The following is a 15,526-nucleotide window of genomic DNA, read 5'->3' as shown; positions in this document are numbered from 1 at the left end:
CTCATTATATCGTTGTCTTGATTCGCTCATGGACAGACACCTCTTAGTTAATAGTTAAGGTTATTATTACTTCTACACTAAGAGACGTCCACTATTAATTCTAAGTGCATTCATGTAGTTAATTTAGTCGATAAACGTCCATTTTGCCGTTTAGCCTAAGATTAGCTGTACAAAATCCATCTATTTCAATAATTCCAAGGTTTCCTCGGAAATTAACTGTACCAATTCCATCTATTTGGCTAGCTTACGAATCTACCCCCGATCAACAAAGAACCCCTTACGCCGCATGAACCATGCGACATAAGAGGTTCTTTGTGTATCTTTATCAACTACGACAAAATTTGTGGATTTGTCATAATCAGAATAGCTAGGATAACCGCAATAGAAGCGATCCAGCTGAACGTTTTGATTTTAGCAGCATCAGATGCAGTACTTTTCCCTGCTGCGCTGTTGGCTTTCAACTTTTTGATGCGACCACCGATCATGCCAGTAACTGCCCCAACAATAACTAGAAGAATGACAGCTATCGCCATCCACAAAGCAGACGGCATAGGATCGATTTGACTTACCATCGCTCCACCGGAAAGGAAGGTAACAATCAAAGAAAATTGACCAACACGATTCATCGTAGATAGCAATCCCATGAAGCTTTCTTGTCCTGCTCCAGATAAGCTTGCAGCTCGTCCCACAATGAAAGGGAAAACAACATAAGAGCCAAGCATTAAAGCACTAATTACGTGTAAAAAAATCATAACCTGGTACATTGAGTCGACCTCCGCAATTTTAATTAGAATCGTTCTCTTGTAGTATACAGAATCGGAATGGACGTAACAAGAAAGCGATGTCATATTATTAGTAAATTCACCATATCTCCATATAAATGTGACCAAATGCGCAGAAAACAACCCGAGATCTCCTAGGGAGCGCCCTTGAACATCGACATTGGAGCTATCTTTCGGAGGCCGTTCCATATCGATACAAAAAAGACCAACCTCCCAAAACCTAGGAGGTTGGTCTTTCATTTTACAACGATTAACCCGCTACAACTTTAATTACATTGCGTACGGATTCCGCTGTTTTGTCCAAAGCAGTTTTCTCTGCTTCAGTCAATTCGATGTCCATGATTTTCTCGATGCCGTTAGCACCAAGTACCGTCAGAACACCCATGAACAGGTTATTATACCCATACTCGCCTTCAAGAAGTGCGATTGTCGGGATGATCCGCTTCTTATCTTTAAGGATTGCTTCTGTCATCTGCACAAGGGAAGCCGCTGGTGCGTAGTATGCACTACCGTTACCAAGCAAGTTCACGATTTCGCCGCCGCCAGTACGCGTACGTTGAACGATGGCTTCAATGCGATCAGCTGGAATCAGCTTCTCAATTGGCACACCGCCAGCGTAGGTGTAACGTACGAGTGGTACCATGTCATCGCCGTGTCCGCCGATAACAACCCCTTTTACATCCTCAACGGATACGTTCAACTCTTGCGAGATAAACGTTAAGTAACGGGCTGTATCGAGAACGCCGGATTGACCAATGACACGATTTTTCGGGAAACCAAGTGCTTGGTAAGCGACGTAAGTCATGGCATCAACAGGATTACTCAAAATGATCACGATGGAATCTGGAGCAACTTCTTTCACGTTCTCACAAACGGATTTCACGATACCCGCATTGGTGTTAACGAGATCGTCGCGGCTCATCCCAGGCTTGCGAGCGATACCTGCCGTGATGATGACAATGTCGGAACCAGCTGCATCCGCATAACTGGATGTACCTGTGATTTGAGCGTCAAAGCCTTGCACAGGACCTGCTTCAAGCATGTCAAGTGCTTTCCCCTTAGTCGGGTTTTCTAATTGCGGTATATCGAGTAGAACAACATCACCAAGTTCTTTTTGAGCTAGCATTAGAGCAGTAGTAGCACCTGTGAAACCCGCGCCAACAACGGTAATTTTATTACGACGAATAGCCATTTAAAATATACCTCCTTATATCTTTTGTCTAACTCAACTATAGGTAAAAATTAAGCCATGTTTTTGATGATTTCGTTTGCGAACTCGGAGCACTTAATTTCTTTCGCGCCTTCCATCAAACGAGCAAAGTCATAAGTAACAGTTTTGTTGTTGATGGATGTTTCCAAGCCTTTGTAGATCAGCTCAGCAGCCTCCAACCAACCAAGGTGCTCAAGCAACATTACGCCGGAAAGGATTACGGAACCTGGGTTAACAACATCAAGTCCAGCATATTTAGGAGCTGTACCGTGAGTTGCTTCGAAGATTGCGTGACCAGTCAAGTAGTTGATGTTAGCTCCTGGAGCGATACCGATACCGCCAACTTGTGCAGCTAGTGCATCAGACAGGTAGTCACCGTTCAGGTTCAATGTAGCGATTACGTCGAAATCAGTAGGACGCGTCAATACTTGTTGAAGAGCGATGTCAGCAATCGCATCTTTTACGATGATTTTGCCAGCAGCTTCTGCGTCTTTTTGTGCTTTGTTCGCAGCTTCTGCGCCTTCTGCTTCTTTGATACGGTCGTATTGTGCCCATGTAAATGTTTTATCAGCATATTCACGCTCAGCCAACTCATAACCCCAGTTTTTGAACGCGCCTTCTGTGAACTTCATGATATTACCTTTGTGAACCAATGTTAATGTTTTACGGCCATGTTTGATTGCGTACTCGATTGCAGCACGAACCAAACGCTCTGTACCTTCGGAGGATACTGGTTTAACACCGATACCTGAAGTTTCTGGGAAACGGATTTTGTTAACGCCCATTTCATTTTGCAAGAAGGAGATTACTTTCTTAACAGCTTCAGAACCAGCTTCCCACTCGATACCAGCGTAGATGTCTTCTGTGTTTTCACGGAAAATAACCATGTCAACCAACTCAGGACGTTTAACTGGAGATGGAACGCCATCGAAGTAACGAACTGGACGGGAACATACGTAAAGATCAAGCTCTTGACGAAGTGCCACGTTCAGGGAACGGATACCGCCACCGATTGGTGTAGTTAGAGGTCCTTTGATGGATACGATATATTCTTTCATTGCTGTCAAAGTATCATTCGGCAACCAGCTGTTGAATTTGTTGAATGCTTTCTCACCAGCGTAAACTTCGTACCAAGCGATTTTCTTCTCGCCTTTGTATGCTTTCTCAACTGCTGCATCTAGTACACGAACGGAAGCTGCCCAGATGTCAGGACCTGTACCGTCACCCTCGATGAAAGGGATGATTGGATTGTTAGGTACTTGAAGTACACCGTTCTCGATCGTGATTTTTTGACCTTCTGTTGGAAGTTCGTAAGCTTCGAATTGTGGCATGATAATAGTTCCTCCTCAAATTTGTCTAAAATGGTTGCTTCTATATGATGTGCATAACTAGGCACACAAAAAGTGCCGGGAGTCACAGTACTCCCCCAGATGACCTGAGGTTGGGTACCGAACGCCCGCACCTTGAGCTTAAAGCATGAACAACTAGCGTTGGCTAATTGGGATATATTTTTGGTTAACTGGACCTGTGTACTCTGCGCGAGGACGGATCAAGCGGTTGTTCTCGTACTGCTCAAGAATATGAGCTGCCCAACCGGAAGTACGGCTGATCGCAAAGATCGGCGTGAACAAGTCACGTGGGATTTCCAACGTCGTATATACGGATGCCGAGTAGAAATCTACGTTTGGTTTCAAGCCTTTAAGACCTGTTACCAACTCGTCTGCTTTAATGGACATTTCGTACCATTTCAAGTTGCCAGTCAATTTGCCAAGCTCATAAGACATTTTTTGCAAGTGCTTCGCACGAGGATCGCCGTTTTTGTATACGCGGTGACCAAAGCCCATGATTTTGTCTTTGCGCTCTAATTTGCCGTTAATGTAAGGAACAACATTCTCAACCGTACCAATCTCTTCAAGCATAACCATAACCGCTTCGTTCGCACCACCGTGAAGAGGTCCTTTAAGCGTGCCGATAGCGGAAGTAATACCGGAATAGATATCAGTTAATGTTGCAACAGTTACACGCGCTGCGAACGTGGATGCATTCAACTCGTGGTCAGCATGAAGTACCAATGCTTTGTCCAACGCTTCGATAGCTACTTTATCTGGCTCATTGCCTGTAAGTTGGAACAAGAAGTTAGCAGCTACGGAAGAATATCCTGGGGAAGCTACTGGCTCTTTGCCTTCACGAATACGAGCGAAAGCTGCGATAATAGCAGGGATTTGCGCTTGCAATTTGATGGCTTTACGCACATTGGATTCCGAACTTGAATCATTCGCTTCGGCATCATACAGAGCAAGTGCAGAAACTGCTGTACGAAGCGCAGCCATGGAATTCACATCTTTCGGGAATGCACGAATGAGATCAATTACCGCGTCTGGTACTTTGCTGTATGCGTTCAGGTCGCTTTGCAATTTCTCAAGCTCAGCTTGAGTAGGCAATTTGCCGAACCAAAGTAAATAAATAACTTCTTCAAAAGTCGCATTTTCTGCGAGGTCATCAATATCAATCCCGCGATACGTAAGCACACCATCTACAATGGAGCTGATCGACGAGGTTGTGGCTACAATTCCTTCTAAACCTTTGGTTGCAGACATGGGAATCTCTCCTTAGCTACTCTATTAGCATAATATTGCTGTTTTCTTCTTTTAATAATAAAGTATTTTACTTGGTAAGTGAACAAAAGGGGTCATAGAAGTTCATTATCACTACCATAGAAATTCTTTTTGGCGGAATTTTCACACCATTTTTCGTACACAGGTTCCGAACGCACGATACAAGTTTTTGTTAATTTCCCCGAATTATGCAGTGTACGCGGAAAAATTTGTAGACATAGTGCGAGCTTGATACAATGAAACAAATGAATCCGTGAAATGAGCTTAAAAGGAGCGACACTATGAGCAACCATGCAACTAGGATTGGCATCATCGATATCGGTTCCAACTCCATCCGACTTGTCATTTATGAAATAAGTGCCCAAGGAGCATATCGCGTAGTTAGTGAGCATAAAGATTCAGCTAGACTTAGTGAGCGAATGGGTCATGATGGCACTTTACATAACAAAGATATTATATCAATCGTTCCTATCTTAACTCATTATGCCATGTTATGCCAGTCTCAAGCTGTCACCACTGTTAGAGCCGTCGCAACAGCAGCCGTTCGGAACGCTGCTAACACTGCAGATATCGTACGTGTACTAGAGGAGCAAACCGGGCTCCGCATTGAGGTATTGAGTGGTTACGAGGAAGCTCGATTTGGCTATCTCGGCGTCATTAACTCCATGGATATACGCGATGGCATGATCATTGATATCGGTGGCGGAAGTACCGAGGTCTCTTTTTTAAAGGATAGAGAATTGATCCACAGTGTATCCTTTCCTTTCGGTGCAGTCAATACCACTCGGAACTATATGAAGGGTACTAATCTGACTGATCAAGAGATTACTGATATACGCAAAATGGTGCTTGAGGCGATTGCTTCGCAACCTTGGATAACGCATTCACCTGATCTTCCTATGGTCGGACTTGGCGGGACAATTCGAACACTGGGTAAAATGAGCCGCAAAAGAAATAAATACCCTCTTCAGCTTGCGCACAATTACGTCATGAAGCCTGGTGAACTTCAGGAATTTTCACTTCTTTTATCCTCGTTGCCCATAGAAAAAAGGAAGAAAATCGAGGGCCTCGCCAAAGAACGAGCCGATATTATGCTGCCTGGTCTACTCATTTTAGAGACGATCTTCGAAGCAGCTAAATCTTCAGCCTGTCTCATCAGTGGGTCAGGCTTGCGCGACGGTCTTTTCTTTGAAACCTATAATCCGAAGCAACCCATTAAAGCCAATGTATTGGAAGCGAGCATACAGAATGTGCTCACGCTCCACCCTAATGCGGCTGTCACACATGTCCGTCATATCGATACCTTTGCGATTCAGCTGTACGATGCGCTTGCACCATCCTCAGATATCGAAGCACGCGGCAGGCTGTTGCTGCACACGGCTGCGCTATTGTACCGTATTGGCGTGAGCGTGCATTTCTACCAATACCTTAAGCATACGGAATATATGATCCAAGAAGCTCATATTGACGGCCTAAGCCATCGGGAGATTGTCATTGCGTCTCTGATCGCAACATTCAAAACAAAAAATCGGACCCAGCAGCAGGTTCTTGTGTACAAGGACCTGTTACTGGAATCCGATGTATCCTTAATCATCAAACTGGGTGCGATCCTAAAGCTTGCCATTGCCTTGGATGTAAGCGAGACCCAGCCGATTCAAGAACTGAACATCCTGCGCAGAGATACAGCGATGCGTCTCCGTCTACTTTGTGTACACACCCCTTATTTGGAGCTTAAGGAGCTTAACGCATTTACCAAGGACTTCGATAAAATCTGGGGAGTAAAGCTTACGATTCAAGCCGAAGTTTCTTCCATGAAGTAATCCGCATCGCCTCGAACTGGCTCCGATATGGGGTCAGTTCATTTTTGATGCGTGAGTACATCCCATTAGACATCAGCTCTCTTGCTTTCACATTATCATGGAGTGTCACATTAAGAATTTGAATCATCATCTTCTTCATTTCACGATCCAAAACTGGACACATCAACTCAATTCGCCGCGTTAAATTCCGCGTCATCCAATCTGCTGAAGACAGGTAGACATCGACATGGCCCCCATTTTCGAAATAGTAGATCCGCGAATGCTCCAGAAATCGGTCTACAATACTCCGAACGGTAATATTCTCACTAAGACCAGGTACTCCCGGCCGCAAGCAGCAAACACCACGAATGATGAGTTCAATCTTCACGCCAGCCTGTGACGCCGCGTATAACGCATCCACCATTTCTTGATTCGATAGCGAATTCATTTTTGCAATAATCTGAGCTGGCCGACCTGCTCTAGCATGCTCTGTTTCACGAGCGATGAGCTCGAATAGCTTATCCTTCAGGTCCGTTGGCGCAACGGCAAAGGATTGCCAATCATGAGGGGCTGAATACCCCGTAATTTCGTTGAAAAGCGCAGAAGCATCTTCACCGATGACACTGTTGGAGGTGAACAAACCAACATCCGTATAGAGCCGTGCCGTACTATCATTGTAGTTGCCTGTTCCGACATGTACATAACGACGAAGTGTATGCTCCTCTTGACGAACGACGAGTGTGATTTTGGCATGCGTTTTGAGTCCAACTAGCCCGTATACCACGTGACAGCCCGATTTCTCCAGCATTCTCGCCCAAGCAATATTCCGCTCTTCATCGAACCTGGCTTTCAGCTCGACAACTACCGTCACTTGCTTGCCTGATTCTGCCGCTCTTGCCAACGCTTGAATGATTGGTGATTTACCACTCGCCCTGTAGAGCGTCATCTTGATGGCCAATACATGAGGATCATAAGCGGCATGGACGATAAAGTCCGTCACTGCGTCAAAGGTCTCGTACGGATGATGCACGAGTACATCCTTCATTTTAAGAATATTGAAAAAGTCGGCCGAATCCGCGGAATCCTCAAATTCAACAGGATATTTGGCTACAATGCGTGGATAGCGAAGATTATCAAACCCATTCAAGGAATTGGCTAGCTTCATAAAGTAAGTGATATCAAGCGGTCCATCAATCTCAAATATTTGTTCTTCTATTTCAAACTCATCCTGCAATTGCGCTAAGGCGTAAGGGTGGATCCCTTCTTGGACCTCCAACCTCACTGGAGAGCCCCAGCGTCTGCGTCTAAGCTCCTTTTCGATCTCTTCCAGTAAATCCTCCGCTCCTTCTTCATTGAGCGTTAAATCCGCATTTCGCGTCACTCGGAAGCCATGCACAGAAATAGGTATGTAACCACTGAAAAGGGATTGAATATGATGCTCGATTAGCTCTTCAAGCAGAATAAACTCAGTCTTTTTGCTATTGGATCGTGTAGGTACTGGGATGCAGCGGGATAAATTACTTGGAATTTGAACAATGGCAAAGTATGGTTCTTCATCCAAATCCTCTCCCTCGCGTACAAGCAACACGGCCAAATATAAGGATTGATTATGTACAAGTGGAAACGGGCGGCTCTGATCGACAGCCATCGGCGTTAGTACGGGAAAAATAATATCGTGGTAATAGGCATCCATGGCTTTCTTCTGAGACGTATTCAGATCTTCATATTCGGTGAACACAATGCCTTCCTTCATCAAAAGGCGCGTTACTTCACGGTACGTTTTGTACTGCTCTGTCACCATTTTCGCCGTACGTTTCATAATACGTTTAATGAGTCCTGCAGGTGTGTAGCCGGTAAAATCCTTCTTGGTATAGCCAGCCTTAATTTGATCCTTGAGTCCTGCGACACGAACGCTCATGAATTCATCGAGGTTGCTCGATACGATCGACAGAAATTTCACACGCTCTAGCAGTGGTGTACTCGCATCTTGCGCTTCCTCAAGCACACGCCAATTGAACTCGATCCAGCTCAAATCACGATTTAAGTACTTGGTTGAAATCTCTTTGACTTCTTTGAGTTCTTTAACATCCTTCAGTTCTGGTTCGCGCGCAATACTCATAAATCCTCCAGTATTTTCCCATTTTGATTGATCTAATATCTTCATTGTACTATGCGTATTAGGGGGGCGACAATCCAATTCCCTGTATTTCAATATATTAAGATTTTGTAAATATCATGATATTTCCGTATTTATCCATGTTCATGTTACAATAAAAAAGACTTATTACAAGGAGTGATTCCTACCATGGGTATCCTAAATCCGCGACTGGTTCACCAAATTTTCAGGGGCATTTGGGTGGCGATCATACTATTCGTAGTGGCCTTTGCCTTTTACTATATCATCCCACTAATTTACCCCTTTATTTTTGGTTGGGTCATCGCACTTATGCTCAATCCGCTTGTTAATTTTTTTCATTTCAAATTAAAGCTGCCCCGATGGCTGTCTGTCACGTTATCGATGCTCTTATTCTTGGGTGCGATGGTGACCATCATCACGTTACTTGTAGCCAATATAGTTGTTGAGCTAGGCTCACTCGCGGATACGATCCAACTGCAAATCAACCGATGGGTAGAAGAATTTAATGTGTTTATTAACTCTGTCACCTTCCAGCAATGGATTGAGCGTGTGAATGAATTTTTTGAAAATAATCCGAAATATCAGGAGACGGTTAACACTAATCTCTCGTCCACAGCGGGCTCTATTGCCGACGTTAGTAAATTGGTCATTACCTATATCTTTGCAGCACTCAAGGCTTTCCTGACCTCGCTGCCTAATATTGCGACGATCACAATCATTGTTATGCTGGCCACCTTTTTTATCAGCAAGGACTGGTATGGGCTTATCAAACGCTATAAAGGCATCTTCTCGGACATGATCGTCAAAACGACCAAGTTAATTCGAACGGATTTGCAGAAAGCGTTGTTCGGCTATCTAAGAGCTCAGCTGATTCTCGTTTCTCTAACAGCACTCGTGGTGATCATCGGCTTACTTATTCTCCGAGTTGATTACGCGATTACCATCGGCTTATTAACTGGCTTGGCTGACTTGATGCCGTATCTAGGAACAGGTGCGGTCATGGTACCATGGATCCTCTATGTTTTCTTTGCTCAAGGTAATATCGTGCTTGGCATTGGGCTTAGTGTTCTGTATGGGGTTATCGTCATTGCACGGCAAATTATGGAGCCCAAAGTATTAGCCTCTTCAGTCGGCCTAGATCCATTAGCTACACTTATCGCCATGTTCGTAGGTTTAAAGCTATTCGGACTATTAGGACTTATCATTGGGCCCGTGTCGCTTATTCTTATCACCGCCTTCTATCGAGCGAGAATCTTTCATGATATCGCATCTTACATACACAAAGGCTCGGCACCTCCGAAATAGGAGGATGACCGAGCCTTTGGTTTACGATCACACTTATCTGCGATGGATAATGTGCATGTTACCTTTTCCGATTTGCTTACGAATAATGGCCAGCAGTAGTACCTTGAATATCGGCCTTGTGTAAGGAAAGACAAGCAGGAACCCCAAAATATCCGTTATGAAGCCTGGCGTAATGAGCAAAATGCCTCCAAGGAAAATACAGATGCCATCCAGTATTTGCTGCGCTGGCAGCTGACCTTGCGACCACTCAAACTTCGCATATTCCATCACCTTACGCCCTTCGCGCTTAGCAAAATACGCACCCAAGAAGCCGCTCGCTATGATTAACAGGAAGGTCATCCAACCTCCGACTAGATGTCCAAGCATAATCAACATTGTAATTTCGATTGCAGGCACGAGAATAAAAATAGCAAGAATCCAACGAAACATAAGTTTAGCCTCCTTCAGAATACTTCGCAATGAGCTGCCACAATTCTGGCGCTTCCTTCTCTATACGTACTGGCCTCCAAGAAGGATTCACCCAAACATGACCAGTTGTTCCGGTCACCAGCAATTCTTCGGTGAGATCGTCGTTTATTCTGCGAATTTCATAAGCGAATTGCAGCCTAACGCTGCTCGTTTGTGATACACGTGTATAAATTCCCACAAGATCATCGTACCGAGCAGGCTTTTTGAACTTGAGATCCGCTTCTGTAACGGGAAGCAAGAGTCCCTTTTCCTCTATTTTACTATAGGGATACCCCAAGGATCGAATGAGTTCGGTACGTCCAATTTCAAACCAGGTCAAATAGTTCGCATGGTACACAACCCCCATTTGATCCGTTTCCTGATACCGTACTCGTAGCTGTTGTTGATACCACCGTTCCTGACTCATGAAAATATCCTCCCACAATGACTTGGTGATTCCATTATAACATAGGTAGTGCGTGAGCCATGAATTTGGCGCCGTAGACGCAAAGAAGAGTGAAGCAAGATCCCTCTCGCTTCACTCTTCTTATTATCCCTTAACTTACAGAACGCTCGCTTGACCTGAGTAGATAACGCCTACTTCTGGGTAAATCGAAACTTCTGTACCGTCTTTAATTAATTCAACTGCGTTTTCCACGCCTACGATAACTGGAATTCCAAGGCTAAGTGCTACGACTGCCGCGTGAGAAGTAATGCCGCCCACTTCGGTAATCAAGGCAGATGCTCTTTGAACAGCCGGCATGTACTCTTTATCCGTTGAAACTGTTACAAGCACAGCTCCATCTACCATTTTCGCGTTAGCTTCTTCTGGTGTGCGTGCCGTTACGACAGTACCTGTCGCTGTTTGCATACCGATGCCTGTCCCTTTGGCAATCATCTCACCAACGTGATGAACCTTGATGAGGTTCGTTGTTCCAGAGCGGCCAACTGGCACACCTGCCGTAATAACAACGATATCGCCAAGTGAAACGATACCTGTTTTGATGGAGCTTTCTACTGCTAGGTTGAATAGCTCATCTGTCGTTTTCGCTTCTACGCCCATCACTGGAATAACGCCCCATACTAGGGATAAACGACGAATCACTTGCTCACTTGGTGTTACAGCAATAATCGGGGATTTCGGACGGTATTTGGATACCATACGTGCTGTGTATCCACTTTCTGTTGCCGTTAGAATCGCTTTGGCACCTAGCTCCAATGCGGAGTTCGCTACCGCTTGCGAGATCGCTTCTGTCACTGTCACTTGTTGCGCTTGTGCTTGACGAAGGAAAATTTCTTTATATTCCAAAGCCGCTTCTGCACGCTCAGCAATACGAGCCATCGTTTCAACGGATTCAACTGGGTATTTGCCAGCTGCTGTCTCGCCGGACAACATCACTGCATCTGTTCCATCGAATACCGCATTGGCTACGTCACTTGCTTCTGCACGTGTAGGACGCGGGTTACGTTGCATGGAATCCAGCATCATTGTAGCTGTAATAACCGGTTTACCTACAATGTTACATTTTTTGATCATTTGCTTTTGAACAACTGGAACGTCCTCAGCAGGAATCTCAACACCAAGATCTCCACGAGCAACCATCAAACCATCGGAAACTTCAAGAATTTCGTCAAGGTTGTCAACGCCTTCTTGGTTTTCAATTTTACTGATAATTTGGATATGTGAAGCGTTGTGACGCTCCAACAATTCACGAATTTCCATGACATCACTTGCTTTACGCACGAAAGAAGCTGCGATGAAGTCTACACCTTGTTCGATACCGAACACGATATCATTCGCATCTTTTTCTGTGATACCTGGAAGGCTGATTTTCACACCTGGTACGTTAACACCTTTTTTACTTTTGATCGTTCCGCCATTGACGATACGGCACTCGATCTCTGTTCCACGAATATCAACAACCGTAAGACCGATCAAACCGTCATCGATTAGAATCGTCGATCCGACTTTAACGTCACGCGGCAGGTCTGAGTACGTAACTGAGATACGGTCTATATCCCCTAGAATTTCTTCAGTTGTCAAAATGATGTGCTTGTCCTGAACAAGCTCAATTGGTTCTTCTTTAAGCTTACCTGTACGGATTTCAGGTCCTTTGGTATCAAGCAAAATAGCAGCTACTTTGCCTGTCTCAGCGGATGCAGCGCGAAGGTTGCGAATACGTGCACCGTGCTCCTCAAAATCTCCGTGGGAGAAGTTAAGACGAGCTACGTTCATGCCCGCTTCTAAAAGCTTTTTAAGATTTTCTTGTGATTCGCTTGCTGGTCCAATGGTACAGACAATTTTCGTTTTACGCATGGTTACTGTTACCCTCCTGATTGAATGTGAACCGACCGATATCTCTAAATTTCCGGTAACGGTCCTCAAGCAGCTCCTGTTCGTTCAAACTTAGCAGTTGCTGAAGCTGTTCCCAGATCGCTGATTTAATGTGTTCGGCTTGTGTGGCTAAATCCCGGTGAGCACCGCCCTTAGGCTCCGGTATTATCCCATCGATGACACCTAGCTCAAGGATATGATCCGCCGTAATTTTCATAGCTTCTGCTGCGTGTAATGCTTTAGAAGCATCTTTATAAAGAATCGAAGCCGCGCCTTCGGGACTAATAACCGAATAAATCGCATTCTCCAACATTAACACCTTGTTTCCTAGTCCTAACGCCAAAGCACCGCCGCTGCCACCTTCACCGATGACGATACAGATGATCGGCACACGAAAAGAGGCCATTTCCAGCAAGTTTCTGGCAATCGCTTCTCCTTGACCGCGCTCTTCCGCAGCATTTCCAGGGAATGCCCCTTTGGTATCAATAAATGTCACAATAGGACGCTTAAATTTGTTAGCTTGACGCATCAAACGCAGCGCTTTACGGAACCCTTCCGGATGCGGACATCCGAAATTACGTGCGATATTGTCCTTCGTATCTTTCCCTTTTTGATGACCCACAACTGTCACGGGTACCCCGTTCAGTTTCGCCAGTCCACCAACAATAGCTAGATCATCGCCATATAAGCGATCACCATGAAACTCGATGAAATCCGTGAAAATCGTATGAATATAATCAATCGTCGTCGGTCTTTGCGGATGGCGAGCCAGCTGCATTTTCTCCGCAGACGTCATCGTTGTATAAAGTTCATCCTCTAGTTGAACGTATCTTTCTTCCAAACGGCGAATTTCCTCCGAAAAGTCGATTTGCTTCTCTGCCCCAAATTTACGCAGTTCCGCAATTTTGCTTTTTAGTTCCGCCAGTGGCTGTTCAAACGGCATTTCACCCGCCATAAGTCGCCTCCTCCTTCGTACCGTGCATGTCGAGCAGCTTAATTAACGTCGGTCTCATATCCTTGCGGCAGACGACCTTGTCGAGCTGACCATGCTCGAGATTGAATTCAGATGTTTGGAAATTATCTGGAAGCTTCTGCTTAATGGTTTGCTCGATAACGCGGCGGCCCGTAAAACCAAACGAAGCAGCCGGTTCTGCAATAATAATATCGCCAAGCATCGCAAAGCTCGCCGAAACGCCGCCAAAAGTCGGATCTGTAATAATCGATATGAATAATCCGCCTTCCTGGCTCAGCTTGGACAATGCTGCGCTAGTTTTGGCCATTTGCATAAGGCTAAGAATACTTTCTTGCATACGTGCGCCACCAGATGTGGAATAAATGAGAATCGGAAGCTTTTTCTCAATCGCAATTTCGACGGCTCTCGTCATTTTCTCACCGACAACGGAACCTAGCGAGCCTCCCATAAAATCAAAGCTCATCGCAGCAACGATAACCGGATATCCGCCAATTGTTCCTTGACCCGTCATAATTGCGTCCTGAAGCTTCGTTGCGTTCTTGGCTTTGTCCAATTTCTCGACATAATCAGGAAACTGCAATGGATCTTCTGAGATCATATTCGCATCAAATTCAACAAATTGACCTTCATCGAGCGTAAGTTGGATCCGTTCGGATGCGCTTAAACGATAATGATAACCGCAAGACGTACACACTTTTAGATTCTTCTCAAGCTCTTTGCTTGTTTGAATCGTGCCACACTTCGGACATTTATTCATTAAACCCTCAGGAATCTCCCTTTTCGTTCTCTCGGAAGGAATCGTTGCATATTTTCGCTTTTGAAATAAATCCTTTAGCACATTTCCACCTCTACTTGGCTATGATCTATATTCCCTGTCAAGCCACGATTCTTAGTTCTACTTTAACTATCTATGTAAAATAGAATTGAGCACTTCTTGTACTTCTTCCAGTTCCCCTTCGGGAACAACAATTTCAAACTGATTTTTGGATAAAGAGATGCCTCGTACCTGAACCAGAAAACCTTCTTCCGTCAGTCTGTGTTTAATCCGCTCTGCAATTTTCGCAGTAGGAGCTATATAGATCACCGTCCACATGAATAAACCTCCTATGACGTGCAACTACAACCACTAAGGCAACTAAGCAATGACGATATGAACATCCTTTATACGCATAGGAACACACAATGCAATAATGATAGCATAATTCCACTTTTGCTCGCAACAGAGCACATCGATATAACGAAATAAACGACTACACAGTCCACTTCGGACGTGAGCGTTTATCTAGAAATATAGCAGATTTATCACGTGAAACATATTATTTCTATATTTAAAGTAAAGCCTGAACTATTTTGGCTTAGTCCAGACGTTGTTTACTGCTATAATCAGGCGCATGCTCATTCTGATGAGCGATTCTGGCTGAGGCTGCCGCGGCTAAACCGCAAACTAAGTCATCTAGAAATACGTGCACGCGACTTCGGTCATCGTTCAATGCGCGAATAATCCCTATTTTTTCCTTATCTAAATAGCCAAAGCTGGTTAAACCAATCATTCCATATACATGAACAATCCCAAGTGCCAGGGTCTCGTCTACCCCATAAAGTGGTTCATCTACCTCAAGAATCGATTGCAGCGGCTCAGGCAGCAGCTTCTTCTCTGCTAATTCATCTAGTGCAATGCCTGTATAGAGGGTATATTGCACTTCGCGCTTCGAAAGCACTGCCATCACACTGTCTGCACATTCTTCAATTGTAAGTTGATCATTATACGGCTTCTGCAGCTTATATACGATTTCTGAAACTTGCTCCACGGACACGCCGCGTTTCTGGAGTAGTTGGATCATGTGTTGTTCGGTCATAAATCCTCCTCCTAGCAATGGGATGCCTATATGAAAAAGAAAAGTCGGGTTCCTATTCATATGCGGA

Annotated in this window: 14 protein-coding genes; 2 read left to right on the top strand and 12 right to left on the bottom strand. The window is 44.7% G+C overall.

The window, feature by feature from the left end; all coding sequences use genetic code 11:
• Positions 1-329: 329 nt before the first annotated feature.
• The 4 genes from AC58QG_RS27555 to citZ all read right to left on the bottom strand — a co-directional run bounded on the left by AC58QG_RS27555 (position 330) and on the right by citZ (position 4,589).
• Positions 330-764, bottom strand: a complete 435-nt coding sequence (locus AC58QG_RS27555; RefSeq protein WP_497365283.1) for a hypothetical protein — start codon at positions 762-764, stop codon at positions 330-332.
• 268 nt (positions 765-1,032) lie between these two features.
• Positions 1,033-1,974 (bottom strand): malate dehydrogenase, encoded by a 942-nt coding sequence (gene mdh, locus AC58QG_RS27550; protein WP_497365282.1) that lies wholly within the window; start codon positions 1,972-1,974, stop codon positions 1,033-1,035.
• Positions 1,975-2,024: 50 nt separating this feature from the next.
• Positions 2,025-3,323, bottom strand: a complete 1,299-nt coding sequence (icd, locus tag AC58QG_RS27545) for an NADP-dependent isocitrate dehydrogenase (RefSeq protein WP_236286047.1) — start codon at positions 3,321-3,323, stop codon at positions 2,025-2,027.
• 153 nt (positions 3,324-3,476) lie between these two features.
• Complete coding sequence (gene citZ, locus AC58QG_RS27540; protein WP_497365281.1) at positions 3,477-4,589, bottom strand: citrate synthase; 1,113 nt, start codon at positions 4,587-4,589, stop codon at positions 3,477-3,479.
• Between the two features lie 299 nt (positions 4,590-4,888).
• On the opposite strand from citZ, the gene AC58QG_RS27535 reads away from it, so the two are divergent.
• Positions 4,889-6,427 carry a Ppx/GppA phosphatase family protein gene (locus tag AC58QG_RS27535; RefSeq protein WP_497365280.1) on the top strand — a complete coding sequence of 513 codons (1,539 nt, stop codon included), beginning with the start codon at positions 4,889-4,891 and terminating at the stop codon, positions 6,425-6,427.
• On the opposite strand, the gene AC58QG_RS27530 is transcribed toward AC58QG_RS27535, so the two are convergent.
• Positions 6,393-8,525: an RNA degradosome polyphosphate kinase gene (locus AC58QG_RS27530; protein WP_497365279.1), complete on the bottom strand. Its 2,133-nt coding sequence runs from the start codon at positions 8,523-8,525 to the stop codon at positions 6,393-6,395. The two genes, AC58QG_RS27535 and AC58QG_RS27530, sit on opposite strands and share 35 nt — an antisense overlap.
• 186 nt (positions 8,526-8,711) lie before the next feature.
• Between AC58QG_RS27530 and ytvI the strand changes: the two genes are divergently transcribed.
• Positions 8,712-9,848 (top strand): sporulation integral membrane protein YtvI, encoded by a 1,137-nt coding sequence (gene ytvI / locus AC58QG_RS27525; protein ID WP_497365278.1) that lies wholly within the window; start codon positions 8,712-8,714, stop codon positions 9,846-9,848.
• A gap of 33 nt (positions 9,849-9,881) precedes the next feature.
• Here ytvI and AC58QG_RS27520 read toward each other — a convergent pair whose 3' ends face one another.
• From AC58QG_RS27520 to AC58QG_RS27490, 7 genes are all read right to left on the bottom strand, one after another.
• Complete coding sequence (locus AC58QG_RS27520) at positions 9,882-10,277, bottom strand: FxsA family protein (RefSeq protein WP_497365277.1); 396 nt, start codon at positions 10,275-10,277, stop codon at positions 9,882-9,884.
• Between the two features lie 4 nt (positions 10,278-10,281).
• The gene (locus tag AC58QG_RS27515) at positions 10,282-10,722 is read right to left on the bottom strand and encodes an acyl-CoA thioesterase (protein WP_497365276.1); all 441 of its coding nucleotides are present in this window, start codon (positions 10,720-10,722) and stop codon (positions 10,282-10,284) included.
• 135 nt (positions 10,723-10,857) lie between these two features.
• Entirely contained in the window at positions 10,858-12,612 is a 1,755-nt protein-coding gene (pyk, locus tag AC58QG_RS27510; protein WP_497365275.1) for a pyruvate kinase, read from the bottom strand.
• Positions 12,605-13,585, bottom strand: coding sequence for an acetyl-CoA carboxylase carboxyltransferase subunit alpha (locus tag AC58QG_RS27505; protein WP_497365274.1), 981 nt, complete (start codon positions 13,583-13,585; stop codon positions 12,605-12,607). The genes pyk and AC58QG_RS27505 overlap by 8 nt, the downstream gene beginning before the upstream one ends.
• Positions 13,575-14,441 (bottom strand): acetyl-CoA carboxylase, carboxyltransferase subunit beta, encoded by an 867-nt coding sequence (gene accD / locus AC58QG_RS27500; protein WP_497365273.1) that lies wholly within the window; start codon positions 14,439-14,441, stop codon positions 13,575-13,577. The genes AC58QG_RS27505 and accD overlap by 11 nt, the downstream gene beginning before the upstream one ends.
• 66 nt (positions 14,442-14,507) lie before the next feature.
• Positions 14,508-14,696, bottom strand: a complete 189-nt coding sequence (locus AC58QG_RS27495) for a glutamate decarboxylase (RefSeq protein WP_497365272.1) — start codon at positions 14,694-14,696, stop codon at positions 14,508-14,510.
• Between the two features lie 262 nt (positions 14,697-14,958).
• Positions 14,959-15,459, bottom strand: coding sequence for a phosphatidylglycerophosphatase A family protein (locus AC58QG_RS27490; protein WP_497365271.1), 501 nt, complete (start codon positions 15,457-15,459; stop codon positions 14,959-14,961).
• Between the last annotated feature and the right edge of the window lie 67 nt (positions 15,460-15,526).

This window comes from Paenibacillus sp. J22P169 (assembly GCF_059691995.1).
This window is presented reverse-complemented; position numbering and strand designations above follow the sequence as displayed.

Excerpts from the sequence above, each read along its gene's own strand:
- AC58QG_RS27555 (WP_497365283.1), bottom strand. The coding sequence starts at position 764 with ATGTACCAGGTTATGATTTTTTTACACGTAATTAGTGCTTTAATGCTT.
- mdh (WP_497365282.1), bottom strand. The coding sequence starts at position 1,974 with ATGGCTATTCGTCGTAATAAAATTACCGTTGTTGGCGCGGGTTTCACA.
- icd (WP_236286047.1), bottom strand. The coding sequence starts at position 3,323 with ATGCCACAATTCGAAGCTTACGAACTTCCAACAGAAGGTCAAAAAATC.
- citZ (WP_497365281.1), bottom strand. The coding sequence starts at position 4,589 with ATGTCTGCAACCAAAGGTTTAGAAGGAATTGTAGCCACAACCTCGTCG.
- AC58QG_RS27535 (WP_497365280.1), top strand. The coding sequence starts at position 4,889 with ATGAGCAACCATGCAACTAGGATTGGCATCATCGATATCGGTTCCAAC.
- AC58QG_RS27530 (WP_497365279.1), bottom strand. The coding sequence starts at position 8,525 with ATGAGTATTGCGCGCGAACCAGAACTGAAGGATGTTAAAGAACTCAAA.
- ytvI (WP_497365278.1), top strand. The coding sequence starts at position 8,712 with ATGGGTATCCTAAATCCGCGACTGGTTCACCAAATTTTCAGGGGCATT.
- AC58QG_RS27520 (WP_497365277.1), bottom strand. The coding sequence starts at position 10,277 with ATGTTTCGTTGGATTCTTGCTATTTTTATTCTCGTGCCTGCAATCGAA.
- AC58QG_RS27515 (WP_497365276.1), bottom strand. The coding sequence starts at position 10,722 with ATGAGTCAGGAACGGTGGTATCAACAACAGCTACGAGTACGGTATCAG.
- pyk (WP_497365275.1), bottom strand. The coding sequence starts at position 12,612 with ATGCGTAAAACGAAAATTGTCTGTACCATTGGACCAGCAAGCGAATCA.
- AC58QG_RS27505 (WP_497365274.1), bottom strand. The coding sequence starts at position 13,585 with ATGGCGGGTGAAATGCCGTTTGAACAGCCACTGGCGGAACTAAAAAGC.
- AC58QG_RS27495 (WP_497365272.1), bottom strand. The coding sequence starts at position 14,696 with ATGTGGACGGTGATCTATATAGCTCCTACTGCGAAAATTGCAGAGCGG.
- AC58QG_RS27490 (WP_497365271.1), bottom strand. The coding sequence starts at position 15,459 with ATGACCGAACAACACATGATCCAACTACTCCAGAAACGCGGCGTGTCC.